This window comes from Agromyces hippuratus (assembly GCF_013410355.1).
Taxonomy (GTDB): Bacteria; Actinomycetota; Actinomycetes; order Actinomycetales; family Microbacteriaceae; genus Agromyces; species Agromyces hippuratus.
Window position 1 is genome coordinate 2817344 of record NZ_JACCFI010000001.1, and the last position, 25094, is coordinate 2842437.

Below are 25094 nucleotides of genomic sequence, written 5' to 3' on the forward strand. Positions count from 1 at the left end.
TCGACCCACGGCGCATTCGCGTCGTAGGTTGGGCTCCCACCCCTCACACACCAGCTCGACCTGCGCAGAGCCCTACCCTGCGGCTGAGAACTCGCATTCCGGCGCCGTCGCCGCTACAGGCGCAGGCGCAGGTACAGGCGCGTGTGCCTGCGCAAGCGCGACTCGCGTCGGATCGACCGGGTTGATGATGTCTGCGGGCGTCTTCGGTCGCATCAGCCTCGGCGTCTGCTCTGGATCGACGCCGGCCGGCGGGATGAGCCAGTAGTTCGTGCCGGTGCGCCGAACCTCCCATCCCTGGTTGTGATACCGCAGATGGTCTCTCCGGCAGAGCAGGATGCCGTCGGCGAGATCGGTGCGCCCGCCGTCGCGCTGCCAATGGTCGATGTGGTGCGCCTCGGTCCACGAGGGCGGACGCGTGCACTCGGGGTCGAGGCAGCCGCCGTCACGAACCGCGATCGCCGCCTTCTGCCTGTCGGTGAAGAGCCGCTCGTCGCGACCGAGGTCGAGGCACGCGCCGTCGTCATCGAACAGGACCGGCAGGTAGCCCTCGCAGAGCCCCGTGTGGATATCGACGATCGGGATGCGATCGGGATGCCCCTCGATGATTCCCGAGCCGTCGCCCGTGCTGAGCGAGTCGGCGTTCACCACGAGACGGACCGACGGCTTCTTGTCGTTGAGCACGCGGGTGGGGTCGACGCTCGCTCCAGCGCGGAGCAGTTGCACGAGGCCTTCGGCCGCATCGCGCTCCCGCGTCACACGCGCGTCGGCGAAGGCCGCATCGCCGCGCACCGGATCGCCGAAGCCGCGCCGCACCGGTGCGGCCGTGCGCCGAGGGTGGGTGAGTTGATCGAACACCGCCTTGACGAGCATGCCGCTCTCGGCGTCGAGCTCGAACTCGCCGCGCACCATGCCGTCGGGCTTCACCCACACTCGCCAGAACTGCTGCTCGCGCTGGTGCTCGGAACGTGCGGCCACGCCCGCGGCATCGATGCGATCGCGTGCCTGACGCGCGAGACGACGAGCTGCATCGGCATGCAGGCCCCGGCTCTCGGCCATGACGCTCGTGAGCACCGAAGCCAATGCCGAGGCCAACGCCGGCTCGTCGGCTTCGCCGCCGGGTTCACCGAGCCCGGAACGGATCGCATCGGCGACCGCCACGGTCAGCACCCCACTTGCCATTGGACGACTCAACTCCGAGAACCACGGCGCGACCGGTTCGGGTACGAGCGCGGCGAGCTCGGGATCATCGCGCCGCGCGAGCTCGAGCTCAGCGGCCGCTTCGGTCTCGGCGACCATGCGCCCCACCCCGACCAGAGCGATGGTCTCGCGCTTCGACGAGTGCGTGATGGACTGCAGCAGCTCGCCCGCGTTCGCATGGCCGTTGCGCTGCGCGAGCCCATGAAGCCCGAACGCGACCTTCGATCGGCGCACGATCTCGGCGGCAGCGAGCGCCTGCGCCCGCTCGACCTCGTGCCTGAGTGCCGTGATCGCCTCGACGGCATCGACGAGGGCGCGGTCGTCGAGCGCGCTGAAGGCGCTCGACGACGGTGCGCACGACGACATCAGGGCGGTCAGACCGCTGAAGTCGGGGAGCGCTTCGGCCATGTTCCATTGTCTCGCGGGAGGCCGACATTCGAACATACGTTCCACAGATTGTGGATAACCCTGTGGAGAACATGGTAGGAGGGAACGCGCGAACGAATGACCGCCCACCCCGCGCCGCCTACCCCCGAGCCGCCGCCCACTCCCGACGCAACAGGCCGTAGAGTGCCGTGTCCTGCCATTCGCCGTCGTTGTACTGCTCTTCGAGGATCGTCGCCTCGCGTCGCATGCCGAGCCGTTCGCATAGCGCCGCGGACGCCGCGTTGCGCGCGTCGAGGAACGCCTGGATGCGGTGCGGATGGAGCGTCTCGAACGCGAAGTCCCTGATCGCGACGGCCGCCTCGCGGGCGTAGCCCTTGCCCTGGAAGTCGGGGTGCACGACCCATCCGAGCTCGAGCTGCGCGTGCTTGGCGCTCGAGACCCGCACCATCATGTCGCCGATCACCCGGTCGCGCACGGCAGCGGCGGCCGACGCAGCGACAGCCGACGCGTCGGCCGCCGAGTCGTCGACCGACGGCGTGCCCGGCAGCGTCATCGCGAGCACGAAGAAATCGCCGTCGTCCGCGAGCACACGCGCGGCGGCGCGCTTCGCCGTGTGCTCGTACGCCTCGGCGCGATCGCGCAACGGCCAGGGCAGGTACTTGAGCACGTCGGGGATGCGCTGGTATTCGAACACGTCGGGGGCATCGGATGCCTCGAGCGGCCGCAGCACGAGACGCTCCGTGCTGATCGGCGTCTCGGTCAGCGCGGTCGCGTCGAAGGGGAATCGCAGTGCGGGCGGGCCGTCGGCCGCAGCCGCGGCTGCGCGCTCGTGCGGAGGGGTGGTCGCGAGGTCAGGCGTGGCGTTCTCGTGCATCGTCACGAAGCGTACCGCGCGCCTCCGACGTGCGTGCCGCGGCATCCGCTTCGGGGGCGACGCCGAAGATCGCGGCGATGCCGTCGATCCAGGCCTGCTGCTCGCCGGCCCGCGCGAGTTCGCGCGAGCGCACCATGGGGGTGTGCAGCAGCACGCCCGCCATGTGGCGCAGGGCCTCTTCGGTGCGGCCGTCGGCGTCGCCGCGTGCGCGGGCGCGTTCGATCTCTCCGTCGAGCAGGTCGAAGACATGGCGCCGAAGGGCGACGACGGCCGGGGCGAGGTCCTGCTCTTCGCGGGCCTCGCCGAAGGCCCGGGCCGCTCCGCCGACGATCGCGCGCGCGGCATCCGTCGCACCGAACTCCTCGAGCGGGGCGTGGATGCGGATCGTCTCGAGGTCGAGCAGTTCGACGCCCTGCACCTCGACGACGTCGGGAGCGATGTTGCGGGGGAGCCCGAGGTCGATCACGAGCTGACGTTCGACCGGGGCCTCGGCGGGGCCGGTGACGAGGCTGAGTGAGACCGGGCAGCCCGCGCCGGCCGGCTCGGCGGCTTCAGCGCCGCCGACACCGGCGATCGACACGGCACCGGCAGCGGATGCCGCGAAAGCCGCCCGGCCCGCTTCGAGCAGGGCCCGGTCGACGACGTGGTGCTCGGCCGTGGTGCACGTGACGATGACGTCGGAGGTCGCTGCGGCCGCGGCGACCTCGTGACGTCCGACGGCGTCGATGCCGTGGTTCGCCGCGAACTTCGCCGCGCGGCCCGAGGGGGAGTGGACGCGCACGTCGGTGACGCCGCGGTCGCGGAGCGCGGCGAGCGAGGCGCCGGCGAAGCGGCCGGTGCCGACGAGCAGCACGCGTGTGGCCGCCCAGTCGGTGATGCGGCTCTCGGCGAGTTCGAGCGCGAGGCGCACGACCGAGCGGCCCTCGTTGCCGATGCCGGTCTCGTTCTTCACGCGGCGCGAGATCTGCGAGGCGCGCTGGAAGAGCCGTTCGAGGTCGGGTGTCGTGGTGCCCTCGGTGCGAGCGCGCTCGAGCGAGCGGCGCACCTGGCCTGCGATCTCGCCCTCGCCGACGACGACCGACTCGAGGCCCGACGCGACCGCGAAGAGATGGCCGGCGACGGCGTTGCCGTGCACGAAGCCGAACGTCGAGCGCAGTTCCTCGGGTTCGAGGCCGGCCACGGCGCCCACCGATCGGATCGCCTCGTGCACGGCCGGCACAGGCGAGTCGCCCTCTGCCGCGTCGAGGTCGAGGTACGCCTCGAAGCGGTTGCAGGTGGCGACGACGACGGCACCCTGCACGGAGGGGTGGCCCTCTCGGATGCGGGGGCCGGCGGCGTCCGCGGTCACTGAGAGACGCTCGAGCATGTCGAACCCGGCGTTCTTGTGACTCGCGGTGAGGCAGATGAGCACGAAGGGATTCTACTCGCCGTCGAATCAGGGTTCGCCCAGAGCGACTTCGAGGGAAACTCAGCGGGCGGCGAGTGCCGCGTTCTGCGGGATGATCTGGATCGGCGCGGTGAGCGGCGGCACCTCGAGTCCTTCGGCCGCGAGCGCCTCGCGGTGCTTCGCCTTCCAGCTGCGCACGACAGCGAAGAAGGGAGCGTCGGAGAGCGCGTAGCGACCCGGTCGCTCCGCCGCGAGCACGATCGGCAGTTCGACGCTCACGCCGCCGCGACGCACGCGCAGCACGAGCACCGAGAGCACGGTCTCGCCGGCGATGATCGAGTCGCTCCGGATGCCGCGGACCTCGCGCCAGGCGAAGTGCACGGCTCGTCGGGGACGACGCCCGCCGTTCCAGAACGCGACGCCGAGTTCGTCGGCCACGATCGAGTAGCGGGCCGCGAGCTTGATGTGCTGCGCGTCATCCGCGGTCAGTTCACCCAGTCGCGCGACGAGATCACGGCGACGGATGCCGCAGCTCACCTCGCCGCGAACGCTGGCCTCGAGTGCGCGGCGACGCGACCGGGCACGGCCCAGCTCGCCGAGGCGCACGAGGAGCCAGATCATCGCGGCGAGGGCGGCGAGCACCGCGACGCCGAGGGTGATGCGCTCGTCGCCGGGGATCTCGGGCAGTCGGAACATGAAGCGGTCGAGGAATCCCGAGCCTGCGATGAGCGCGCCGATGACGATCGCGGCGGCGGCGGCGACCATGAAGGTGACGCCGGTTCGATGCGGTGCGGCGGGGTTCATCGGCCGGCCCGCAGGGCTCGGGACGACGTGATGCAGCATGGCGGGTAGGACGAATGCAGTTGGGGCATGGGCTTCTCCGTGGGTGCGGAGGCGCACGGGTTGGGGGACTCGCGCGTCGTCGTGCTCGGGGGCGCACAACGTCTCGACCATAGCGCTGATGGGAGCGCGAATGTAAGGCTTCCGAACCAATCGGTCGACGTGCGCGCTGGCCCTACCCCTCCGCCGCGGCCTTGATCGTGCGCAGGCGGCGCTCCCAGCCCTGGGCGAGGGTGTCGAGGTCGCGGGCGAGGGTGCTCAGTCGCGATCCGATCGCGCGGTAGCGCACCTCGCGGCCGTGGATCTCGGTCTCGACGAGTCCGGCATCGCGGAGCACCTCGAGATGCCGTGCGACGGCCTGTCGGCTGATCGGCCGGTCGGCGGCGAGCGTCGTCGCCGAGGCGGGCGCGGTGCCGAGCCGTTGCAGGAGCTCCCACCGCGTGTCGTCGCCCAGGGCGGCGAACGCAGCGGGGAGGCTCTCGGCGCCGAGGCGCTCGGTGCTCGGCGTCATCGGTCGACCGCGGTCTCGTTCGCGAGGTGGTCGCGCGCGAATCCCAGCTCGATCGCCCAGCCCTCGGTGTTGCCGTCGAACATGCGGCGCCGCTCCTCGGCGCTGCGGTCGAGGCCCTCGAAGCCGCTCTCGGCGACACGCAGCACGACGCCGCCGTCGGTGCGTTCCTCGATCCAGAACTCGACGAGCGTCGAGACGAGCGGGTCGCGCTCGGGGTCGGGTTCGGCGGCTGCCGGCGTCGCGTTGAACCAGCGGAAGGCGGCGTAGCGCGGGGCGTCCAGCGACTCGACCGCGAGCGTGAACGCGCCGTGCTTCTCGTCGTGCACGACGACGCGCGAGCCCTGCTCCTCGATGCGGTGCTCGACGATGCGGTCGTCGTTGATCCACCATCCCGCGGTGGAGACGAGCTCCCACACGCGCTCCGCCGAGGCGTCGATGTCGATCTGCTGTTCGATCCGGTCGAGTGACCCGATGGTCGTGCCGTTCATGCGTCCTCCTCGATTGCCGTACCGGTGTCGTGCCGTGCAACTCATGCGCAACGCGAGTGTTGCACCGATCACTCAGGCGTGCAACTGTTTTGTTGCACTTCGAGCGAGTTCCCCATGCCGATGGGCGCAGATCTCAGTGCTCGTCGGGGTGGCATCCGATCGACGATCTTCACTCAGCCGGATACGAGACAATGTCAGTGCTCGTTGGTGCTGCATCCGATCGCCGATCTTCACTCAGCCGGATACGAGACAATGTCAGTGCTCGTTGGTGCTGCATCCGATCGCCGATCTTCACTCAGCCGGATACGAGACAATGTCAGTGCTCGTTGGTGCTGCATCCGATCGCCGATCTTCACTCAGCCGGATACGAGACAATGTCAGGCGTGATCCTCTCCCCGCAGCATCCGCTCTCCGCCGGCCTGACCTCCGACTCGCGACTCGTGCGCGCATACAGAGGAGAGCGCTCCGACGCCACGCCCGTGTGGTTCATGCGCCAGGCCGGTCGCTCGCTGCCCGAGTACCGCGACCTCCGCGTCGGCACCCGCATGCTCGACGCCTGCCTCGATCCCGCGATGGCGAGCGAGATCACGCTGCAGCCCGTGCGCCGCCACAAGGTCGACGCGGGCATCTTCTTCAGCGACATCGTCGTGCCGCTGAAGCTCGTGGGCGTCGACGTCGAGATCCAGCCCGGTCGCGGACCGGTCTTCGGCAGGGCCTACGCGGATGCCGCGGGCGTCGCCGAACTCACGGCGATCGACCCTGCGCGGCTCGACGAGACATCCGCCCCCATCACCGAGGCCGTCGCGCGCACGGTCGCCGAGCTGAACACGACCGTGCCCGCCGGGTCGATCTCGACCGGCTCGGTCTCGACCGGCTCGGTCTCGACAGGCTCGACCAGCAGGGGGAGCACCCCGCTCATCGGCTTCGCCGGTGCCCCCTTCACCCTCGCCGCATATCTCACCGAGGGCGGCCCCTCGAAGGACCACCTCGCCGCCCGCACGCTCATGCACGCCGACCCGGGCGCCTGGCGCGCGCTCATGGACTGGACCGCCGAGCTCACCGGCCGCTTCCTGCGCACGCAGGTGCTCGCCGGGGCATCCGCTGCCCAGCTCTTCGACTCGTGGGCCGGCGCGATCTCGCTCGCCGACTACGAGACGCACGTCGCCCCCGCCTCGGCGGCGGCCCTCGCCCACGTGCACGACCTCGCCTACGAGACGACGGATGCCTCGGGCGCCTCGTCCACCCGCAGCGTTCCCGTCGTGCACTTCGGCGTCGGCACCGGCGAGCTGCTCGGCGCGATGCACGGCATCGGCGTCGACACGGTCGGCGTCGACTACCGCATCCCGCTCGACGTCGCCGTGCAGCGCGTGGGCGAGGGCGTGCCGCTGCAGGGCAACCTCGATCCGGCGCTGCTCGCCGCCCCCTGGCCCGTGCTCGAGGCCGCCGTGCGCGACGTGCTGCGCCGCGGCGAGGCCGCCCCCGCCCACGTCTTCAACCTCGGCCACGGCGTGCCGCCCGAGACCGACCCGACCGTGCTGACGCGCGTCGTCGAGCTCGTGCACGAGGCATCGGCATGAGCGACGCGATGACGCCGGGGACGGCACCCGGCGCCGTGCCCGCAGCCGACCCGGCCGCAGCGCCCGTCGTCGAACGCGCGACCGCCGACGTCGTCGTGATCGGCGGCGGCGTCGCGGGCCTCGTCGCCGCACTCGAGTGCGCGAAGGTCGGCCTGCAGGTCACCGTGCTCGAGCGCCGCGACGAACTGGGCGGATGCGTCGGCCGCATCGAACTCGACGGCCTGAGCCTCGACAGCGGGGCCGAGTCGTTCGCGACCCGCGGCGGCGCCGTCGCCGAACTGCTCGGCTCCCTCGGCCTCGACGCCGACATCGAGAACCCGAACCCCGCGGGCGCCTGGCTCGTGATGCCCGGCAAGCAGGGCCTCGACGCGGCACCGCTGCCGAAGACGGGCATGCTCGGCATCCCGTCGAACCCGCTCGGCGACGACGTGCGCCGCATCATCGGCTGGAACGGCGCGATCCGCGCCTACGTCGATCGGGTGAAGCCGATCCTCACCATCGGGCGCGCCCGCAGCCTCGGCGAGCTCGTGCGCTCGCGCATGGGCCAGGCCGTGCTCGACCGGCTCGTCACCCCGATCTCCGCCGGCGTCTACTCCTCGAATCCCGACGACCTCGACCTCGACATCGTCGCCCCCGGGCTCAACGAGGCGATGACCCGCACCGGCTCGCTCTCGGGCGGCGTCGGGCAACTCCTCGAGGAGCGCAAGGCCGGCACCGCCGTGCGCGGCATCCGGGGCGGCATGCACCGCCTCGTCGACGCCCTCGAGCACGAACTCGCCCGGTTCGGCGTCACGATCGTGCGCGGCGCCGAGGTCACCGGGCTCGAGCGCGACGGGTCCGCGGGAGCAGGCTCCGAGGCACCCGGATGGGTCGTCACCGCGACGACCGAGGCGGGCGAGCTGCTCGTGACCGCTCCCGATGTCGTGCTCGCGGCCTCCGGCCACGCGGCCCTCGCCCTCGTCGACGACGCGCTCGACGGCTGGACGCACACGAGCGGCTCCGACGGCGGGGCGTGGCCCCCCGCGGCATCCGTCGAACTCGTCACCCTCGTGCTCGACGCGCCCGAGCTCGACGCCGCCCCGCGTGGAACCGGCGTGCTCGTCGCCGCCGACGCGCCCGGGGTGACGGCGAAGGCCCTCACGCACTCGACCGCGAAGTGGTCGTGGCTCGCCGAGCAGGCGGGCGGCCGCCACGTCGTGCGCCTCTCCTACGGGCGCGCCGGTGCGGCGAACCCGCTCGACGGGCGCACCGACGCCGAGGTCGCCGAGCTCGCACTCGCCGATGCCGCGCTGCTCCTCGGCGTGCCCCTCGACGAGCGGATGCTCCGCGCCTCGGGCCGCACCGTGTGGCGCGACGCCATCTCGCAGGCGGCCATCGGCCAGCGCGAGCGGGTGCACGCCCTCGAGGACGCCCTCGCGGCCGAGCCCGGCATCGAGGCGACCGGTTCGTGGGTCGCGGGCACCGGTCTCGCCTCCGTCGTGCCGCACGCGCTGGAGGCCGCTCGTCGCATCCGGCATCGCCGGGTGCAGCCCGACGGCAACGCATAGCCGGAACGGAATATTTCGACGCAACCCCCTTGCGCCGCCTCGTGCGGGGTCTACGCTGGAAACGTCGCTGTGGTGAATCACAGGGGGAGATGGGGTGCACATGAAAGGCAAGATCCTCTTCGTCGTGGGGCTCGGAGTCGGCTACGTGCTCGGTACGCGCGCCGGTCGAGAGCGCTACGAGCAGATCCGCAAGGCGGCCGAGGGCGTGTGGAACACGCCGGTCGTGCAGCAGGGCGTCGACACCGTGAAGGGGTTCGCGGCCGAGAAGGTCGGCGACCTCTCGGACACCGTGCTCGACGGCGTGAAGTCGCTCATCGGCAACGCGACCCGCGGCACCGGCGCCACCAGGAACGACGTGAGCAGCGCGGCGAAGACCGCGAAGCAGAACGTCTCGAAGACCGCCGCCGCAGCGAAGTCCGCCGTCGACAGCGCGGCCTCCGCGCTCGACGACGCGATCGACGACGCCGCAGAGCTCGCGTCATCCGCAGCATCCGGTGCGAAGACCACCGCGACGAGCACGGCGAAGCGCGCCCCGACCAAGCGCAGCACGACGGGCAAGGCCAAGCCCGCCGCATCCGACTCCTGAACACGGTGGTGATTCTGCGATGACCGCGCCCTCGAACGACGACCGCTCACTCTTCACGCTGATCGGCGACCTGCCCGACACGATCTCGTCGCTCGTGCGCGCCGAGATCGACCAGATCAAGGCCGAGGTCTCGTACAAGGTCAAGCACTTCGGCATCGGCTCGGGGCTCGTCGCAGGCGCCGCCGTCGTCGGCGTCTTCCTGCTCTTCACGCTCATCACCACGGCGATCTTCGCGCTGGCGCTCGTGATGCCGGCGTGGGCCGCCGCGCTCACCGTCTCGGGCGTGCTGCTGCTGATCATCGCGATCCTGCTGTGGATCGCCTACATCAACTTCAAGCGGGGTTCGGAGCCCCTCGAGTCGGTCGAGAGCCTGAAGGCCGACCTCGATGCCCTGAAGGGAACGGGTGACTATGACCGCCGCTTCTGATGCCACCGGCTCCAGCCTCTCGAAGCGCGACAGCGCCGCACGCGAGCGCAACCTCACGCGCGTGCAGGCGAAGATCGCCTCCCAGCAGGCCCGTGCCGAGTTCGCCGAGACGCTGAACGCGCTCGAAGACAAGCTCAACGTGCCGAAGCAGGTCGGCATCCGCACCGAGCGCGCCAAGCGCAAGCTGCGCCGCTTCGCCGACGAGCAGCCCATTGCGGCGGTCGTCGTGGCCGTCGGCGTCGTGGCCGCCGTCGGCATCGGCGTGTGGCTCGTCGTGCGGTCGAAGCTCGACTGATCGCGCCGTGGCCTCAGCCACCACCGGCACCACCGTGGACCGGGTCGCGGATCTCATCCGGGCCGAGATCCTGAGCGGGGTGCTCGCCCCCGACACGCCCCTCCGCGAGGAGGCCGCGGCCGAGCAGTTCGGGGTCTCCCGCCACACCGTGCGCGCCGCGTTCCAGCGGCTCGTCGCCGAGCGGCTCGCCGTCGCGGAGGCCTATCGCGGTGTGCGGGTCGCGAGCTTCGATCGCGCCCACGTGATCGCGCTGCAGCAGTTGCGCGCCGCGCTCGAGGTCGAGGCCGTTCGCATCGTCGGCGAGCGTCACGGCGAGGCCTGGCCCGACGAGGTGCTGGCGCCGGCGCGAGCGACGCTCGACGCGCTCGATCGGCTCGCCGACGGCGGCGGCGACGGCTACCCCGACGACGCAGGCGAGGGCATCGACTGGCTCGAGGTCGAGCGCCTGCACGCCGAGTTCCATCATGCGATCGTCGCGGCATCGGCGAGCCCTCGCATCATCGAGGCGCACGCCGCGCTCGGCAGCGAGCTGCTGCTCTTCCTGCTGCACGTGCGTCCGCACTACACGCTCGACACGCTCATCGAGGAGCACCGCGCCCTGCTCGACGAGCTCCCGACCCGCGGCGGCGACGCCGTACGGGAGCATCTCGAGCACTCCACCAGACTCCTCATCGGCGCCTGACGCGACCGCGCCGGGCCGGAAGGAAGGAGCCGTCGAAATGACGGAACAGCCCGACACGACGCCCGCGCCCGGAGACGGCGATGCGACGACGGCCTTCGCGGAACGCGTCTTCGGCGACATGCTCGGCGCGTTCGAACTGCTCAGCATCCACCTCGGCGATCGGCTCGGCTGGTACCGTGCGCTCGCCGACGGAGGGCCGCTCGACCCGCCCACGCTCGCCGAGCGCACGGGAACCTACGAGCGCTACGCCCGCGAGTGGCTCGAGCAGCAGGCCGTCTACGGCATCCTCACCGTCGACGACGCCGAGCCCGGGGCATCCGACCGCCGATTCGCCCTGCCGCCGGCGCATGCCGATGCCCTCGTGAATCCCGACTCGCTCGACTACGTCGCTCCCCTCGGACGCTTCATCGCCGCGGTCGGCGCGCAACTCGGGCCGCTGCTCGAGGCGTACCGGTCGGGCGGGGGCGTCTCGTGGGCGCAGCTCGGCGATGAGGCGCGATCGGCGCAGGGCGACATCAACCGGCCGTGGTTCCTGCACCGGCTCGGCGACGCGCTCGCGAGCGTCCCGTCGCTGCATGACGTGCTCTCGCGGCCCGGCGCGCGCATCGCCGACATCGGAATGGGGCACGGCTGGTCGTCGATCGCCCTGGCACGGGCGTACCCGTCTGCGCGGGTCGAGGGCTTCGACGTCGACGCCGAATCGGTCGTCGCCGCACGCAGGCACGCCGATGAGGCGCATGTCGGCGACCGGGTGCGGTTCCACCACGTCGCGGGCGAGGGCATTCCGCAGGAGGCCGTCTTCGACGCGGCGTTCGTGTTCGAGGCGCTGCACGACATGCCGTTCCCGGTCGAGGTGCTGACCTCGATCAGGCGCGCCGTGAAGCGCGACGGCGAGGTCGTGATCATGGACGAGGCGGTGGCCGAGGCGTTCGCACCCGACGGCGACGACGTCGAGCGCATCATGTACGGCTACAGCATCTTCATGTGCCTGCCCGATGGGCTGTCCATGCCCGGGTCAGTCGGCACGGGAACCGTGATGCGCCAGTCGACCCTCGAGCGATACGCCCGCGAGGCAGGGTTCTCCGGCATCGAACTGCTGACGATCGAGGAGTTCGCGTTCTTCCGCTTCACACGGCTGCTCCACTGAGCGGATGCCGCGGCATCGCGGGGTCATGCCGTGATGGCGGCGTACCAGATGAGCAGCATGGTCACCAGGAATCCGACGACGTAGTTGATGGCGAGGAACCATCGCCACCCGGCGTTCGCCCGACCCGACGAGGCATCGGTGACGCCGGCGAACGGCGCGGCCGCGGCGATGTACGGCACCACCAGCACTGCGGCGAGCGGGCCGGGCCATGTCGTGGCGAGCATGAGCACGCCGGCCATCACCCACATGGCGATCGCGAACCGAACGGTCCGGCGCGCCCCGAGCGCGGTCGCGATCGAGGCGATGCCTGCTGCGCGGTCGGGCACGACGTCCTGCACGGCGCCGAAGGCGTGACTCGCGATGCCCCAGGCCAGGAATGCGAGGAGCAGGGCGAGCAGGGGAGGGGTGAACGCCGCGCCCGCGAGCACGAGCCCGTAGATCGCCGGGCTCACGAAGTGCACGCTCGAGGTCAGCGAGTCGAGGAACGGCACCTCCTTGAAGCGCAGCCCGGGCACCGAGTAGGCCGCGACCGCGAAGAGGCTCACCGCGAGCACGGCCCACGACGCCGGGTCGCCGAGGGCGAGCAGCACGACGACGAACGGCGCGCAGGTCGCGATGGCGGCGACGATGGTCAAGCGATGCCGATCCGGCACGAGGAGTGCTCCCTCGACGCCGCCCTTGCGCGGGTTCGCGGCGTCGGAGGCGTAGTCGAAGACATCGTTCACGCCGTACATCGCGAGGTTGTACGGCACGAGGAAGAAGAGCGAGCCGACGATGAACGCGACGTCGATCTCGCGGGTCGTGAGGAGGTACGCGGCTGCGAAGGGGAACGCGGTGTTCACCCAGCTCAGCGGACGGGACGCGGTGACCAGGTCGGCGATCGCGCTGCGGCGGCTGGTCTCAGTCGACATCGGTTCGTTCCCCCATCAGATTCCAGAGTCCGCTGAGGAGGAGGACCCCGGCGATCGGGTAGGCGAGGTCCTCGACCGGGGCGAGCCAGAGGCGAACGCCCCAGATGTGCGCATCGGCGTAGTCGAACAGACCCGTCGCGATCATGATCGAGTCGAACGCGATCGTGAGCACGACGAGCACGAGCGCGGAGACGACCAGCGCGAGCCCGTGACCGTGCGGAGCCCGACGCCACCCGAGGGCGGCGACGGCGGCCGCCACCGCGAGGAACACGGCCGAGAGCGCTGCGTAGGTCACCCGCGCACCTGCCTCGCCGCGATCAGGCGCAGCGCGCCCGTGTAGAGCACGAGTGTCAGGTAACAGAGGAACCCGAGGAACACGAGCTCCTCGAGCGGCAGCTCGGGGGCGAGCAGGATGCCGGTGCTCACCGCGTTCTCGGCACGGTGGAAAATGCCGAGGCCGATGCCGGCGACATCCCAAGCGAGGAAGAACGCGAGTCCGGCGGCGAGCACGACGATGGCCCGCACGCGCCGACCCGACGCCCCGAACACCAGGTGGAATCGGGCGTCGAGCAGTGCCATGCACGCGATGCCGGCGAGCAGCACGCCGAGGTAGACGAGACTCATGCCGGCACCCGCCGCACCTCGGGCTCGGCCATCGGGCCGGCGCCGCGCTCGCCGCGCAGCGCCTTCGCCACGAGCTCGGCGCTGATGAGGCACATCGGCAGGCCGATGCCGGGCACGGTGGTCGCTCCGGCGAAGTACAGGTCCCGCACCGTGCTCGATGCGGTGCGCCCCCGCAGGAAGGCGCTCTGGCGCAGCACGTGCGCCGGTCCGAGCGCCGAGCCGCGCCACGAGTTGAGGTCGGACTCGAAGTCGCCCGGGCCGATGGTGCGGCGCACCACGACTCGGTCCGCGAGGTCGGGCACGCCCGCCCACGCCGCGATCTGGGCGATCGCGGCGTCGGCGATGCGCTCGACCGATGCATCACCGCCGCCGTCGATGCCCCCGCGGCCGATCGCCGGGTCGGCGGGCACCGGCACGAGCACGAAGAGGTTCTCGTGACCCGGCGGTGCCGCCGACGGGTCGGTCGCGCTCGCCCGGCACACGTAGAGCGACGCCGGGTCGGGCACCGAGGGCGAGTCGCCGAAGATGCGATCGAAGTTCGCCGCCCAGTCCTCGGTGAACAGCAGCGTGTGATGCAGCAGTTGCGGCAGGTCGCCGTGCACACCGAGCATCACGAGCACCGCGCCCGGGCCGGGGTCGGCTCGGCGCCACGAGGCATCCGATCGGCTTCGCGACTCGGGAGGCAGCAGGGCCGTCTCGGTGTGGTGCAGGTCGGCGGCCGAGACGACGAGGTCGACCTCGACCTCGTGCGCCGCGCCATCCCGATCGACGTGGACGATGCCGCGCGCCGCGCCCGACTCCACGGTGATGCTCGTGACGCGGGCGTCCGTCACGATGCGGGCCCCGGCCCGCCGCGCCAGTCGGGCGACGCTGTCGATGACCTCGCGGAAGCCGCCCTGCGGGTAGAAGACCCCGTCGTCGAGGTCGAAGTGGCTCATCAGGTGGTAGAGGCTCGGAGCGGCCGACGGCGAGGTGCCGAGGAACACGGCGGGGTAGCCGAGCACCTTGCGCAGGCGATCGTCGCTGAAGCTGCCGGCGATGAACCGGTCGAGCGGCTGCAGCAGCAGGCGGCCCAGGCGGCCGAGACGCCGCAGCACCGGCGGCACGAGCAGGGTGCCCGGCGAGGAGAAGTCGTTGTAGAGGAAGTGGTCGAGCGCGAGACGCGTCGTCTCCTCGGCGGAGTCGAGGTAGTGCTCGAGGCGTCGCCCGGCGCCGGGCTCGATCGCCTCGAACGCCGCAGCGGATGCCTCCCGGTCGGCCACGAGGTCGAGCGGCTCCGTCCGGCCCTCGAAGAAGACCCGGTAACCCGGCTCGAGCCGTACGAGGTCGAGCTCGGCAGCGGCGCTCGTGCCCATCAGCCGGTAGAAGTGCTCGAACACCTCGGGCATGAGGTACCACGACGGCCCGGTGTCGAAGCGGAAGCCGCGGGCGTCCCACCGTCCGGCGCGACCGCCGACGCCGTCGTGCGCCTCGTAGACCGTGACCTCGTGCCCGTCGCGGGCCAGCAGCGCCGCGGTGGCGAGGCCGGCGATACCGCCCCCGACGACCGCCACCCGGCTCATGCCGGTGCCCCGGGCAGCGGTGCCCGATCGGCCGCGGGCGTGGGCGTGGCGGCCGGGCGTCGCGGCCGCGTGCCGGCGGCTCTGGCGAGCAGCACGAGCTTCTGCGGCGTCGGCACCCTGATCCTGGTCGTGAGCAGCTCGCGCGCCGGTGTGCGGCGGAGCCGCGCCGACAGGGCGGAGAACAGGGCGTGTGCGGCGGCGACGGCCCTGCGGCATCCGCTCGGCAGCTCGGCGATCACCTCGCCGGCGATCGCGAGGTCGCGATCGAGGTCGTCGAGCAGCCTCAGCTTGTCGGCCTCGCTCAGACGTGCGGGGTCGATGCCGGGGAAGTAGCGGCGGCCGAGGGAACCGTAGTCGTCGGCGAGATCGCGCAGGAAGTTCACCTTCTGGAACGCGGCGCCGAGGTGGCGGGCGCCGCGCTGCCAGCGCGCGTCGCGCTCGGCGTCGTCGGGAAGTCCCTCGCTGAAGGCACGCAGGCACATGAGCCCGACGACCTCGGCCGAGCCGTGGATGTACTCGCGAAGCTCGGCTTCGTCGAAGTCCACCGGGTCGAGGTCGCGCCGCATCGACGCGAAGAACGGTCGGGTCAGCTCGCGCCCGAACCCCGTGGTGCGTGCGGTTCGTGCGAAGGCGTGCACGACGAGGTTCGAGCTGTACCCGCGCGCGATCGCCTGCTCGGTCTCGACCTCGAGGGCGTCGAGCATCGCACGCCGCTCATCGGGTGCCAGCCCCGCCTCCTCGGCGGGGCCGTCGACGATCTCGTCGGCGATGCGCACGAGCGCGTATACATCGGCCAGGTGATCGCGCACGGTGCGCGAGCACAGGCGGCTCGCGAGTCCGAAGGAGGTGGAGTAGTGCGAGATCACCTGGGCTGAGCCGAGGTGCGCGGTGCGGTCGTAGAGCGCGAGCCCGGTCGGTGCCGCGGTCATCGTGCACGCTCCGCGCAGATGCCGGCGGTGACGGTCAGCGCCTCGTGCAGGTCGTGCGGCAGCTGCGCCGCCGCGATCGCATCGACCGCGGCGGTGCAACGCGCATCGATGAGTCGTTCGACGCGGTCGCGGGCCCCGCTCGACTCGATCGCCCGGCGGAGTCGCGCCGCCCCGGCGTCGTCGAGTTCGGGGCTCCCGAACCCGTGGGCGGCGCGACTCCAGTCCGGGTGCACGCGGGCATACGCGATGAGCAGGGTCTCCTTGCCCTCGCGGAGGTCGGAGAGCACCGACTTGCCGGTGAGCTCCGCCGAGCCGAAGACGCCGAGCACGTCGTCGCGCAGCTGGAACGCGACGCCGAGGTGGCGGCCGATCTCGCCGAGCCGTTCGACCGCGGCGGCGGATGCCCCGCCGAGCACCGCCCCCGCCTGGAGCGGTGCGCTGAACGAGTACGACGCGGTCTTGTTCTCGATCATGGCGAGGATGTCGCGCTCGTCGGGGGCGGCGCCGGCTTGCCGCACGTCGGCGTGCTCGCCCGCGGCCGCGAGGAAGACGCATTCGTCGACGATCTCGAGCACCGAGGCGCGGACGGACCGCGGTGCCTCGAGCTCGGCGACGACTCGCAGCGCGCCGGCGATCAGCAGGTCGCCGGCGAGAATGGCGGATGCCTCGCCGTAGTCGTTCGCCCGATCGACCGGCAGCCCCCGGCCGACCCCGTCGAGCGCGAAGTGGCCGGCGACGTTGGGTGCGCCCCGTCGCACGAGATCGTGGTCGATCACGTCGTCGTGCATGAGGAACGCGGTGTGCAGGAGCTCGAACGCCGAGGCCAGTCTCACCGACTCCGCCGTGCCCGAGCCGGCGAACGCGGCGTGGGCGGCGAGCACGAGCTCGGGACGGATGCGCTTGCCGCCGGCGGCGCCGTCGCGGGCGGCAACCCAGAGCCGCACGTATTCGTCGCCGTGGCGCGCCGCGCGTTCGAGCTGTCGGGCGAAGTAGTCGTCGAGGAACTCCGAGACGGCGACGCCGTCGCGGTCGATTCGTCGATCGAGGGTCGCGCCGATCATGATGCGATGGCCTCGCGCCGGTCGAGGGAGCCTCCGAGGAACGGAAGCAGTTGCGCCTGCAGCACGAACCACGGGCTGAACGCCCACGGAGCGTGTTCGATGGCGGAGGCGAGTCGTCGCGGAGACACCCATGCGAAATCCATGACCTCGCCCGGGTGCGGCTCGAGATCCGAGGCCGCATACGCCGTGTACACGGGGCAGAGCTCGTTCTCGACGAGCCCCGAGGCATCCGTCGCCCGGTAGTGGAAGAACGGGAGCACCGGCTCGATGCCATCGAGCAGGAGTCCGAGTTCGAACTCGCCGCGGCGGCGGATCGCGTGGACCAGGGTCTCCGCGGGCGCCGGATGGCCGCAGAACGAGTTGGTCCAGACCCCCGGCCAGGTCTGCTTCGAGAGCGCGCGGCGGGTCACGAGGAGTTCCTCGCGCTCATTGAACACGTGGCACGAGAAGGCGAGGTGACGCGCGGTGTCTGCGCCGTGCACGCTCGACTTCGGCGCCCGGCCGATGGCCCGGCCGTCGGCGTCGAGCAGGACGACCTCTTCGATGTCGCTGAGGGTCATGATGACTCCACTCGGTGTCTGCTGCTTTGGCTAGTAGTTAGCTTAGCGAGAAATATACATCACTGGCTAGAATCAAGCCATGGCAACTGAGCGGGATGGGCGGCACGACATCGCGGCCGCGATGCACGACCCCCGCATCTCCGACCACGACGAAGAGCTCGTCGACCGTGCGGGCCTCGACGATGAGCAGGTCGACCAGATCGTGCGCGTCATGCAGAGCCTGCGCGGCTGGCACGAGGCCGAGCGCCGCATGAGCGAAGCGTCGAGCCGCTACATGAAGCTGAACCCCACCGACATGCGCGCCCTGCGTTTCCTCATCGCCGCCCGCAACCAGGGCGAGATCGCCACCCCTGGCGCGATCAGCGAGTACCTCGGCATCTCGAGCGCGTCCACGACCAAGCTCCTCGACCGTCTCGAGCGCGGCGGCCACATCGTGCGCGCGCCGCACCCGAGCGATCGGCGCGCGCTCGCCATCTCGGTGACCGACCCCACCCGCATCGTGGCGCGGGAGTCGGTGGGTCGCTTGCACGCTCGACGCTTCGACGCGGCGGCGGCGCTGACCTCCGACGAGCGCGAAGTCGTGATCCGCTTCCTCGACGCGCTCACCGCGACCGAGCGCGATCACGACTGAGCGCGATCAGCGCTGGGGCGGTTCGCCGTCCGCCGTCGGCGGAGCCGCACGCTCCCAGGACGCGACCGGCCCGTCGACGACCACGAAGAGCGGGTGGGCGTCGGGCAGTTCGACGCCGCCCCACTGCGCGGCCAGTTCGGGGCTCCTCGCCGACAGCTTCCGCAGCAGGTGCTCCCACTCGAACGCGAGCTGCCCGCTCGTCACTTCGAGGCGCAGTGCGGGGTCGCTCCGCCGGTGCACCTTGCTCCCATCGAAGCGGTAGCCGCGGGCGGCCGCCTCGTCGGCGATGCCGGCGAGGTGATCGCCGATCGCGCCGAGCGGATCGGGCACCGCACGGAACCGCTCGAGCTGCGGGTGCCGGGTGTAACCCCGGGTCGCGCCCTCGAGCACGGCCTGCGCGAGCAGCGTCTCGCGCCAGCACGCCGTGAGCCCCTGGCGATCGAGGTAACGCGGATGCAGCGACCAGATCCTCATCCGAGAAGCGTACGTGCCCGATCCATCCGTTCCGATGCTCCGCAACCCGGGGCATCCGTCGTCTCTTTTGGCCGATCACGCGGAAAGGGGGAGACTGGTGGCATGTCTTCCCCCGCTGCCGAAGCGGCAGCCGACGCGCTCCGTCCCGAATCCGAAACCGCCGATTCTCCCGAGGGCTTCACGGTATTCGCCGTGTTCCGCCGCGATCCGGCGAGGCCAGACGACTACGACGGCCACGACGTGCGTCGTGTCGTCCAAGAGCTCGACGGGGTCATCTCGCTCGTCGAGAACGAAGGGGTCACCCTTCGCGGCATCTACGACGTCTCGGGCCTCCGCGCCGATGCCGACGTCATGCTGTGGCTGCACGGCCCGACGGCCGAGGGACTGCAGTGGGCGCTCCGCGAGCTCCGCCGCGCGCGTATCCTGAAGCACCTGCTGCCGACGTGGAACGCCATGGGCGTGCATCGCGACGCCGAGTTCAACAAGTCGCACGTGCCCGGCTTCCTCCGCGGCATCGAGCCCAAGTCGTGGCTCACCGTCTACCCCTTCGTGCGCAGCTACGAGTGGTACCTCCTGCCCGCCGAGGAGCGCAGCCGCATGCTCGCCGACCACGGCCGCAAGGGCGCCGCGTTCCGCGGTGCCATCGCCAACACCGTCAGCGCCTTCGCGCTCGGCGACTACGAGTGGCTGCTGCCCATCGAATCCGACGAGCTCACCGAGCTCGTCGACCTCATGCGCGAACTCCGCGCCACCGACGCCCGTCGCCACGTGCGTGAAGAGGTGCCCTTCTACACTGGCCGCCGCATCACGACCGCCGAGCTCGTGGAGGTGCTGCAGTAATGGCCGCGGTCAACCTGGGCTCGGATGCCGCGTCCGCACCCGCTCGCGGCCGCAAGCCGGCCCCCGCGGCATCCGCACCATGCGCCCTCGGGGCGATCGTGCCGGGCGCGACCCCGGCAGCGCAGGGCGGGCCGGCGCACGTGACCGAGCCCGTCGCCTACGACGCCATCCTGCTCGCCGGCTTCGGCGGACCCGAGGGGCAGGACGACGTCATCCCGTTCCTGCGGAACGTCACGAGCGGCCGCGGCATCCCCGACGAGCGCCTCGAAGAGGTCGCCCACCACTACCGCCACTTCGGCGGCACGAGCCCCATCAACCAGCAGAACCGCGAGCTGAAGGCCGCGCTCGAGGCCGAACTCGCGAACCGCGGCATCGACCTTCCCGTCTACTGGGGCAACCGCAACTGGGACCCCTACCTCAACGACGCGCTCGCCGAGGCGAAGGCCGCAGGTCACACGAAGCTCATCGCCATCGCGACGAGCGCCTACAGCTCGTACTCGAGCTGCCGGCAGTACCGCGAGGACTTCGCGGATGCGCTCGCCGACACCGGCCTCGGCGACGAGGTGCAGATCGACAAGGTGCGGCAGTTCTTCGATCATCCCGGTTTCGTCGCCCCGTTCGTCGAGGGCGTGCGCGACGGGCTCGCGGGTCTCGAGGCGTCCGGCGAGCTGAATCGCACCACCGAGATCGAGGTGCTCTTCGCGACGCACTCGATCCCGTCGACCGATGCCGCCAAGTCCGGGCCCGCCGAGCGCGGCTTCGGCGAGGGCGGCGCGTACGCCGCGCAGCACCGTGCGGTCGCCGAGGTCGTCATGGCCAAGGCCGGGGCGGCGGATGTCCCGTGGCAGCTCGTCTACCAGTCGCGCAGCGGCCCTCCATCGATGCCGTGGCTCGAGCCCGACATCAACGACGCGATCGAGGAGCTGCCCGCAGCGGGCCGCAAGGCCGTCGTGATCGTGCCGCTCGGCTTCGTGAGCGACCACATGGAGGTGCTCTGGGACCTCGACAACGAGGCGCTCGAGACCGCGGAGCAGCAGGGCCTCGCGGCCGTGCGGGTGCCGACGCCCGGCACGCACCCGGCCTACGTCGCCGGACTCGTCGACCTCGTGCTCGAGCGTGTCAACGGCACGCCGGTCGCCGAGCGACCCGCCGAGACCGAGCTCGGTCCCTGGTACGACGTGTGTCGTCCCGGGTGCTGCGAGAACGTCCGCCTCGGGTTCCGGCCCGCGCTCGCAGGGATCGCACCATGACCCCGGTCATCCGTGTCGGCACCCGGGGCAGCGCACTCGCGATGGCCCAGACCCGCCAGATCTCCGAGCGGCTCGCCAAGGCCGCGAAGGCCGAGATCGAGCTCGTGCCGATCACCACGCAGGGCGACACCTCGCGGGCATCGCTCGCCTCGATCGGCGGCACGGGCGTGTTCGCCGCCGCGCTCCGCGAGGCGCTCCTCGCCGGGGAGTGCGACGTCGTCGTGCACTCCCTGAAAGACCTGCCGACCGCCGAGCACGAGGGACTGCGCCTCGGCGCGGTGCCGAAGCGCGCCGATGCGCGCGACGCGCTCTGCGCCCGCGACGGGTTCACGATCGCGACGCTGCCCGAGGGCGCCCGCGTCGGCACGGGGTCGCCGCGCCGCATCGCCCAGCTCGGCGCCGTGCGCCCCGACGTGATCGCCGTCGACCTGCGCGGCAACATCGACACCCGCCTCGGCAAGGTCGAGTCGGGCGAGCTCGACGCCGTGCTGCTCGCCGCGGCGGGCCTCGGCCGGCTCGGTCGATCCGACGCGGTGACCGACCTGCTGCCGCTCGGCGACTGGCCGACGGCCCCAGGCCAGGGTGCACTGGCGATCGAGGTGCGCCGCGAGGTGGGCGACCGCGCGCTCGAACGCGCACTCGACGCCGTCGACCACACGATGACGCGTGCGACGGTGCTCGCCGAACGGCTGGTGCTCGCCGGTCTCGAGGCCGGTTGCTCGGCCCCCATCGGCGCCACGGCGTTCATGGAGGACGAACTTCTGTTCCTGTCGGCGAGCGTGTACAGTGCCGACGGGGCCCGGCGACTCGTGAGTTCGCACGCGGCCACCCCCGACAGCCGCTCGGCCGCCGACCTGGCGGATGCGGCACGCGACCTCGCCGAACGCGTCGTCGCGGAACTCCTCGGCAACGGCGCCGCTGATCTTGCACCACCAGAGGAGTCGCTGTGAGCGAATTCGAATCGATGACGGGTGCCATCAACCTGCCTGCCTCCGCCGGCAAGCCGCTCGCCGGTTGGCGGGTGCTCGTGCCGCGCGGCGGGCCCTGGGGTGACGGCGTGGCCGCCGCCCTGCGCGCCCGCGGCGCCTCGCCCGTGGTCGCCCCGCTGATCAACTTCGCACCGAGCGACGACCAGCCGGCCCTCGAGGCGGCGCTCGCGAAGCTCGCCGCCGGCGGCTTCGACTGGCTCACCGTCACGAGCGCGACGACGGTCGACGTGCTGTCGACGTACAGCGCCGTCATCCCCGAGACGACGAAGGTCGCTGCGGTCGGAGAGACCACCGCAGCTGCGCTCATCGCGGCGGGGTACCAGGCCGACATCGTGCCCTCCGAAGACAACTCCGCCCGCGGCATGCTCGAGGAGTGGGAGGCGGCGACCGCCGGTGCACGCGGACTGAACGTGCTCGCCCTGCGGTCGGCGATCGCGAAGCAGGTGCTCTCGATCGGCCTCGAGCGCATGGGCCATCACGTCGAGGCCGTCGTGGCCTATCGCACGATCGGCGTCCCGGTCTCCGCGAAGGTCGCCGAAGACGTGCGCTCCGGCCGGGTCAACGCGGTGCTCGTGACCTCGGGCAGCGTCGCCGAGCAGGTGCAGCAGCAGCTGGGCCCGATTCCCGAGTCGATCCTCGTGGCCGCGATCGGCCCGCAGACCAAGAAGGACGCGGCGCAGGTCGGGCTGCGGGTCGACGTCGTCGCGCGCGAGCGCACCGCCGAGTCGCTCATCGACGCCGTCGTCGACGCCGCCACCGCCAAGGCCTGACCGCGTTCGCCTGAAGCCCGGGCGTCGGATGCCGCGACCGACCGGTCCCCTCCCGACGACCGCTCAGCCGCCGCGACGTAGGCTTGACGGGTGAGCTCCACGCCCGTTCCCCGTGTCCGACCGCGCCGACTCCGTGAGACCCCGGCGCTTCGCCGCCTCGTCTCCGAGACCCGGTTGCACCCCGCCGAGCTCGTGCTCCCGATCTTCGTGCGCGAGGGTGTGTCCGCCCCGGTGCCGATCGGCTCGATGCCGGGCGTCGTGCAGCACTCGCTGGCCAGCCTGCCCGAGGCGATCGACCAGGCCGCGGCCGCGGGCGTCGGCGGCGTGATGCTGTTCGGCGTGCCCGAGGTGCGCGACGCGCGCGGCTCGGGTGCCACCGACCCCGACGGCATCCTCAACGTCGCGACCACGGTCGCCGCCGAGGCATCCGCCGGCCGGCTCGTCGTGCAGACCGACCTGTGCCTCGACGAGTTCACCGATCACGGGCACTGCGGCGTGCTCGACGAGCGCGGCCGCGTCGACAACGACGCCACGCTCGAGCGGTACACCTCGATGGCGCTCGCGCAGGCGCGGGCGGGCTCCGAGCTGCTCGGCCTCTCGGGAATGATGGACGGCCAGGTCGCCGCGGTGCGCGACGCCCTCGACGACGCCGGCCGCCAGGACACGGCGATCCTCGCCTACTCGGCCAAGTACGCGAGCGCCTACTACGGCCCGTTCCGCGAGGCCGTCGAATCGACCCTCGAGGGCGACCGCCGCTCGTACCAGCTCGACCCCGGCAACCGCCGCGAGGGCTTGCGCGAGGCGATGATCGACATCGACGAGGGTGCCGACGTCGTCATGGTGAAGCCCGCCGGCAGCTACCTCGACGTGCTCGCCGACGTCGCCGCGGCATCCGAGGTGCCGGTCTGGGCCTACCAGGTGTCGGGGGAGTACTCGATGATCGAGGCCGCCGCCGCCCACGGCTGGATCGACCGCAAGCGCGCCGTCATCGAATCGGTGCGCGGCATCCGCCGGGCGGGCGCCGACGCCGTGCTCACCTACTGGGCCGTCGAACTGGCCGAGTGGATCCGGAACGGAGACGCCGCATGAACGCCCCCACGAACGACGAGCTCTTCGCCCGTGCGCAGGCCGCGATCCCGGGCGGCGTGAACTCGCCCGTGCGCGCGTTCCGCTCGGTCGGCGGCACGCCGCGCTTCCTCGTGAGCGCCCGCGGCCCGTACGTCACCGACGCCGAGGGCCGCGAGTACGTCGACCTCGTCGCCGGCTGGGGCCCCGCGATCCTGGGTCACGCCGACCCGCGGGTCATCGAGGCCGTGACGGATGCCGCGGCGCGCGGCCTCTCGTTCGGCGCGTCGACCCCCGCCGAGACCGAGCTCGCCGAGCTCGTCGAGGCGCGCGTCGGCCCGGTCGAGAAGCTGCGCCTCGTCTCCACGGGCACCGAGGCGACGATGAGCGCGATCCGTCTCGCCCGCGGGTTCACGGGCCGCGACCTGCTCGTGAAGTTCGCCGGGCACTACCACGGCCACTCCGACGGCCTGCTCGCGGAGGCCGGTTCGGGTCTCGCGACCTTCGCGCTGCCGGGTTCTGCGGGCGTGCCGGCCGACATCGCGGCCCTCACGCTCGTGGTGCCCTACAACGATCTCGACGCGCTCGTCGCCGTGTTCGCCGAGCACGGCGACCGCATCGCGGCGGTCATCACCGAGGCGGCTGCGGCGAACATGGGCGTGGTGCCCCCGGTCGCCGGGTTCAACCGCGCCGTCGTCGAGCTCGCCCACGCGCACGGCGCCCTCGTCATCTCCGACGAGGTGCTCACGGGCTTCCGCGTCTCCGCTGCCGGTTGGTGGGGGCTCGAAGACGGCACCGACACGGCGTACACGCCCGACCTCATGACCTTCGGCAAGGTCATCGGCGGCGGCATGCCGGTCGCCGCCCTCGGCGGTCGCGCCGAGATCATGGAGCAGCTCGCGCCGCTCGGCCCCGTCTACCAGGCGGGCACGCTCTCGGGCAATCCCGTCGCGGTCGCCGCCGGCGTCGCCACCCTCAGTGCAGCGGATGCCTCGGTCTACCGCTCCCTCGACGCCACCGCCGAGGCCATCAGCGACGCGGTCTCGGCCGCACTCGACGCCGAGGGGGTCGCGCACCGCGTGCAGCACGCCGGCAACCTCTTCAGCTTCGTGTTCGGCGATGAGGCCGCGGCCGAGCCCGTGCGCGACTACGCGACCGTGCAGCGCCAGGAGTCGTGGCGATACGCCCCGTTCTTCCACGCGATGCTCGACGCCGGCGTCTCGCTGCCGCCGAGCGTGTTCGAGGCGTGGTTCGTCACCGCCGCCCACGACGATGCCGCGATCGCCCGGGTGTTCGAGGCCCTTCCGGCAGCGGCGCGCGCCGCGGCATCCGCCCGACCGGTGTAACCACGCTTGCGGGTTGAGCCTGCCGATACCGCCGCGGATTGGTTTCGACCGGCTCGACCCGCCGAGTGTCCGAGCAAACCGTTATGGCTTTGTGGGGCGTCGACTGGGCGCCCGGCGCGCGACTCGGGCAGGATGGA

28 protein-coding genes are annotated in these 25094 nt (G+C 71.7%); 14 read left to right on the forward strand and 14 right to left on the reverse strand.

Annotated features, from left to right (window positions below):
- Positions 1-72 precede the first annotated feature (72 nt).
- The 6 genes from BJY17_RS13130 to BJY17_RS13155 form a co-directional block, all read right to left on the reverse strand.
- The gene (locus tag BJY17_RS13130) at positions 73-1605 is read right to left on the reverse strand and encodes an HNH endonuclease signature motif containing protein (protein WP_179551743.1); all 1533 of its coding nucleotides are present in this window, start codon (positions 1603-1605) and stop codon (positions 73-75) included.
- Positions 1606-1723: 118 nt separating this feature from the next.
- On the reverse strand, positions 1724-2458 hold the full coding sequence (locus BJY17_RS13135) for a GNAT family N-acetyltransferase (RefSeq protein WP_179551744.1): 735 nt from the start codon (positions 2456-2458) through the stop codon (positions 1724-1726).
- Positions 2436-3869 (reverse strand): glutamyl-tRNA reductase, encoded by a 1434-nt coding sequence (locus BJY17_RS13140; RefSeq protein ID WP_179551745.1) that lies wholly within the window; start codon positions 3867-3869, stop codon positions 2436-2438. Before BJY17_RS13140 ends, BJY17_RS13135 begins: the two co-directional genes overlap by 23 nt.
- Positions 3870-3926: 57 nt before the next feature.
- Positions 3927-4649 carry a hypothetical protein gene (locus BJY17_RS13145; RefSeq protein ID WP_179551746.1) on the reverse strand — a complete coding sequence of 241 codons (723 nt, stop codon included), beginning with the start codon at positions 4647-4649 and terminating at the stop codon, positions 3927-3929.
- Positions 4650-4860: 211 nt separating this feature from the next.
- Complete coding sequence (locus tag BJY17_RS13150; RefSeq protein WP_179551747.1) at positions 4861-5196, reverse strand: ArsR/SmtB family transcription factor; 336 nt, start codon at positions 5194-5196, stop codon at positions 4861-4863.
- Positions 5193-5684: an SRPBCC family protein gene (locus BJY17_RS13155; protein WP_179551748.1), complete on the reverse strand. Its 492-nt coding sequence runs from the start codon at positions 5682-5684 to the stop codon at positions 5193-5195. The genes BJY17_RS13150 and BJY17_RS13155 overlap by 4 nt, the downstream gene beginning before the upstream one ends.
- A gap of 374 nt (positions 5685-6058) precedes the next feature.
- On the opposite strand from BJY17_RS13155, the gene BJY17_RS13160 reads away from it, so the two are divergent.
- The 7 genes from BJY17_RS13160 (at position 6059) to BJY17_RS13190 (ending at position 11945) form a co-directional block, all read left to right on the forward strand.
- Positions 6059-7261, forward strand: a complete 1203-nt coding sequence (locus tag BJY17_RS13160) for a uroporphyrinogen decarboxylase (protein WP_179551749.1) — start codon at positions 6059-6061, stop codon at positions 7259-7261.
- Complete coding sequence (hemG, locus tag BJY17_RS13165; RefSeq protein ID WP_246303732.1) at positions 7258-8808, forward strand: protoporphyrinogen oxidase; 1551 nt, start codon at positions 7258-7260, stop codon at positions 8806-8808. Before BJY17_RS13160 ends, hemG begins: the two co-directional genes overlap by 4 nt.
- A 100-nt stretch (positions 8809-8908) precedes the next feature.
- Entirely contained in the window at positions 8909-9394 is a 486-nt protein-coding gene (locus tag BJY17_RS13170; RefSeq protein ID WP_179551750.1) for a YtxH domain-containing protein, read from the forward strand.
- A gap of 19 nt (positions 9395-9413) precedes the next feature.
- Positions 9414-9821, forward strand: coding sequence for a phage holin family protein (locus tag BJY17_RS13175; RefSeq protein ID WP_179551751.1), 408 nt, complete (start codon positions 9414-9416; stop codon positions 9819-9821).
- Positions 9805-10116: a DUF3618 domain-containing protein gene (locus BJY17_RS13180; protein WP_179551752.1), complete on the forward strand. Its 312-nt coding sequence runs from the start codon at positions 9805-9807 to the stop codon at positions 10114-10116. Before BJY17_RS13175 ends, BJY17_RS13180 begins: the two co-directional genes overlap by 17 nt.
- 7 nt (positions 10117-10123) lie before the next feature.
- On the forward strand, positions 10124-10798 hold the full coding sequence (locus BJY17_RS13185; protein WP_179551753.1) for a GntR family transcriptional regulator: 675 nt from the start codon (positions 10124-10126) through the stop codon (positions 10796-10798).
- A 37-nt stretch (positions 10799-10835) separates the two neighbouring features.
- Positions 10836-11945 carry a class I SAM-dependent methyltransferase gene (locus tag BJY17_RS13190; RefSeq protein ID WP_179551754.1) on the forward strand — a complete coding sequence of 370 codons (1110 nt, stop codon included), beginning with the start codon at positions 10836-10838 and terminating at the stop codon, positions 11943-11945.
- Positions 11946-11968: 23 nt separating this feature from the next.
- Here the strand turns inward: BJY17_RS13190 and BJY17_RS13195 are convergent, their stop codons facing one another.
- Genes BJY17_RS13195 through idi form a run of 7 tightly spaced genes read right to left on the reverse strand, consistent with a single transcriptional unit; the run spans position 11969 to position 17592 of the window.
- Complete coding sequence (locus tag BJY17_RS13195; protein WP_179551755.1) at positions 11969-12856, reverse strand: prenyltransferase; 888 nt, start codon at positions 12854-12856, stop codon at positions 11969-11971.
- Positions 12846-13151 (reverse strand): lycopene cyclase domain-containing protein, encoded by a 306-nt coding sequence (locus tag BJY17_RS13200; protein WP_179551756.1) that lies wholly within the window; start codon positions 13149-13151, stop codon positions 12846-12848. Before BJY17_RS13200 ends, BJY17_RS13195 begins: the two co-directional genes overlap by 11 nt.
- Entirely contained in the window at positions 13148-13480 is a 333-nt protein-coding gene (locus BJY17_RS13205) for a lycopene cyclase domain-containing protein (RefSeq protein WP_179551757.1), read from the reverse strand. The genes BJY17_RS13200 and BJY17_RS13205 overlap by 4 nt, the downstream gene beginning before the upstream one ends.
- Positions 13477-15042, reverse strand: a complete 1566-nt coding sequence (gene crtI / locus BJY17_RS13210) for a phytoene desaturase family protein (protein WP_179551758.1) — start codon at positions 15040-15042, stop codon at positions 13477-13479. The genes BJY17_RS13205 and crtI overlap by 4 nt, the downstream gene beginning before the upstream one ends.
- A complete protein-coding gene (locus tag BJY17_RS13215) occupies positions 15039-15971 on the reverse strand; it encodes a phytoene/squalene synthase family protein (RefSeq protein ID WP_179551759.1) in 933 nt (310 codons plus the stop codon). Before BJY17_RS13215 ends, crtI begins: the two co-directional genes overlap by 4 nt.
- Positions 15968-17032, reverse strand: a complete 1065-nt coding sequence (locus BJY17_RS13220; RefSeq protein ID WP_179551760.1) for a polyprenyl synthetase family protein — start codon at positions 17030-17032, stop codon at positions 15968-15970. The genes BJY17_RS13215 and BJY17_RS13220 overlap by 4 nt, the downstream gene beginning before the upstream one ends.
- Positions 17029-17592: an isopentenyl-diphosphate Delta-isomerase gene (gene idi, locus BJY17_RS13225; RefSeq protein ID WP_179551761.1), complete on the reverse strand. Its 564-nt coding sequence runs from the start codon at positions 17590-17592 to the stop codon at positions 17029-17031. Before idi ends, BJY17_RS13220 begins: the two co-directional genes overlap by 4 nt.
- Before the next feature lie 79 nt (positions 17593-17671).
- Between idi and BJY17_RS13230 the strand changes: the two genes are divergently transcribed.
- Entirely contained in the window at positions 17672-18223 is a 552-nt protein-coding gene (locus tag BJY17_RS13230; RefSeq protein ID WP_246303734.1) for a MarR family winged helix-turn-helix transcriptional regulator, read from the forward strand.
- 6 nt (positions 18224-18229) lie between these two features.
- Here BJY17_RS13230 and BJY17_RS13235 read toward each other — a convergent pair whose 3' ends face one another.
- The gene (locus BJY17_RS13235; protein WP_179551762.1) at positions 18230-18697 is read right to left on the reverse strand and encodes a pyrimidine dimer DNA glycosylase/endonuclease V; all 468 of its coding nucleotides are present in this window, start codon (positions 18695-18697) and stop codon (positions 18230-18232) included.
- Positions 18698-18799: 102 nt separating this feature from the next.
- Between BJY17_RS13235 and hemQ the strand changes: the two genes are divergently transcribed.
- The 6 genes from hemQ (at position 18800) to hemL (ending at position 24957) form a co-directional block, all read left to right on the forward strand.
- On the forward strand, positions 18800-19537 hold the full coding sequence (gene hemQ, locus BJY17_RS13240; protein ID WP_179551763.1) for a hydrogen peroxide-dependent heme synthase: 738 nt from the start codon (positions 18800-18802) through the stop codon (positions 19535-19537).
- Complete coding sequence (locus BJY17_RS13245) at positions 19537-20787, forward strand: ferrochelatase (RefSeq protein WP_179551764.1); 1251 nt, start codon at positions 19537-19539, stop codon at positions 20785-20787. Before hemQ ends, BJY17_RS13245 begins: the two co-directional genes overlap by 1 nt.
- Entirely contained in the window at positions 20784-21737 is a 954-nt protein-coding gene (hemC, locus tag BJY17_RS13250) for a hydroxymethylbilane synthase (protein WP_179551765.1), read from the forward strand. Before BJY17_RS13245 ends, hemC begins: the two co-directional genes overlap by 4 nt.
- 14 nt (positions 21738-21751) lie before the next feature.
- Positions 21752-22546 (forward strand): uroporphyrinogen-III synthase, encoded by a 795-nt coding sequence (locus BJY17_RS13255; RefSeq protein WP_179552876.1) that lies wholly within the window; start codon positions 21752-21754, stop codon positions 22544-22546.
- A 90-nt stretch (positions 22547-22636) separates the two neighbouring features.
- Entirely contained in the window at positions 22637-23635 is a 999-nt protein-coding gene (hemB, locus tag BJY17_RS13260; protein ID WP_179551766.1) for a porphobilinogen synthase, read from the forward strand.
- Entirely contained in the window at positions 23632-24957 is a 1326-nt protein-coding gene (gene hemL / locus BJY17_RS13265; protein WP_179551767.1) for a glutamate-1-semialdehyde 2,1-aminomutase, read from the forward strand. The genes hemB and hemL overlap by 4 nt, the downstream gene beginning before the upstream one ends.
- The last annotated feature ends 137 nt before the right edge of the window (positions 24958-25094 follow it).

What these genes read in the sequence shown, in the direction of transcription:
- BJY17_RS13130 (WP_179551743.1), bottom strand. Translation starts at nt 1,605, where the DNA reads ATGGCCGAAGCGCTCCCCGACTTCAGCGGTCTGACCGCCCTGATGTCG.
- BJY17_RS13135 (WP_179551744.1), bottom strand. Translation starts at nt 2,458, where the DNA reads ATGCACGAGAACGCCACGCCTGACCTCGCGACCACCCCTCCGCACGAG.
- BJY17_RS13145 (WP_179551746.1), bottom strand. Translation starts at nt 4,649, where the DNA reads ATGAACCCCGCCGCACCGCATCGAACCGGCGTCACCTTCATGGTCGCC.
- BJY17_RS13150 (WP_179551747.1), bottom strand. Translation starts at nt 5,196, where the DNA reads ATGACGCCGAGCACCGAGCGCCTCGGCGCCGAGAGCCTCCCCGCTGCG.
- BJY17_RS13155 (WP_179551748.1), bottom strand. Translation starts at nt 5,684, where the DNA reads ATGAACGGCACGACCATCGGGTCACTCGACCGGATCGAACAGCAGATC.
- BJY17_RS13160 (WP_179551749.1), top strand. Translation starts at nt 6,059, where the DNA reads ATGTCAGGCGTGATCCTCTCCCCGCAGCATCCGCTCTCCGCCGGCCTG.
- hemG (WP_246303732.1), top strand. Translation starts at nt 7,258, where the DNA reads ATGAGCGACGCGATGACGCCGGGGACGGCACCCGGCGCCGTGCCCGCA.
- BJY17_RS13170 (WP_179551750.1), top strand. Translation starts at nt 8,909, where the DNA reads ATGAAAGGCAAGATCCTCTTCGTCGTGGGGCTCGGAGTCGGCTACGTG.
- BJY17_RS13175 (WP_179551751.1), top strand. Translation starts at nt 9,414, where the DNA reads ATGACCGCGCCCTCGAACGACGACCGCTCACTCTTCACGCTGATCGGC.
- BJY17_RS13180 (WP_179551752.1), top strand. Translation starts at nt 9,805, where the DNA reads ATGACCGCCGCTTCTGATGCCACCGGCTCCAGCCTCTCGAAGCGCGAC.
- BJY17_RS13190 (WP_179551754.1), top strand. Translation starts at nt 10,836, where the DNA reads ATGACGGAACAGCCCGACACGACGCCCGCGCCCGGAGACGGCGATGCG.
- BJY17_RS13195 (WP_179551755.1), bottom strand. Translation starts at nt 12,856, where the DNA reads ATGTCGACTGAGACCAGCCGCCGCAGCGCGATCGCCGACCTGGTCACC.
- BJY17_RS13205 (WP_179551757.1), bottom strand. Translation starts at nt 13,480, where the DNA reads ATGAGTCTCGTCTACCTCGGCGTGCTGCTCGCCGGCATCGCGTGCATG.
- crtI (WP_179551758.1), bottom strand. Translation starts at nt 15,042, where the DNA reads ATGAGCCGGGTGGCGGTCGTCGGGGGCGGTATCGCCGGCCTCGCCACC.
- BJY17_RS13215 (WP_179551759.1), bottom strand. Translation starts at nt 15,971, where the DNA reads ATGACCGCGGCACCGACCGGGCTCGCGCTCTACGACCGCACCGCGCAC.
- BJY17_RS13220 (WP_179551760.1), bottom strand. Translation starts at nt 17,032, where the DNA reads ATGATCGGCGCGACCCTCGATCGACGAATCGACCGCGACGGCGTCGCC.
- idi (WP_179551761.1), bottom strand. Translation starts at nt 17,592, where the DNA reads ATGACCCTCAGCGACATCGAAGAGGTCGTCCTGCTCGACGCCGACGGC.
- BJY17_RS13230 (WP_246303734.1), top strand. Translation starts at nt 17,672, where the DNA reads ATGGCAACTGAGCGGGATGGGCGGCACGACATCGCGGCCGCGATGCAC.
- BJY17_RS13235 (WP_179551762.1), bottom strand. Translation starts at nt 18,697, where the DNA reads ATGAGGATCTGGTCGCTGCATCCGCGTTACCTCGATCGCCAGGGGCTC.
- hemQ (WP_179551763.1), top strand. Translation starts at nt 18,800, where the DNA reads ATGTCTTCCCCCGCTGCCGAAGCGGCAGCCGACGCGCTCCGTCCCGAA.
- BJY17_RS13245 (WP_179551764.1), top strand. Translation starts at nt 19,537, where the DNA reads ATGGCCGCGGTCAACCTGGGCTCGGATGCCGCGTCCGCACCCGCTCGC.
- hemC (WP_179551765.1), top strand. Translation starts at nt 20,784, where the DNA reads ATGACCCCGGTCATCCGTGTCGGCACCCGGGGCAGCGCACTCGCGATG.
- BJY17_RS13255 (WP_179552876.1), top strand. Translation starts at nt 21,752, where the DNA reads ATGACGGGTGCCATCAACCTGCCTGCCTCCGCCGGCAAGCCGCTCGCC.
- hemL (WP_179551767.1), top strand. Translation starts at nt 23,632, where the DNA reads ATGAACGCCCCCACGAACGACGAGCTCTTCGCCCGTGCGCAGGCCGCG.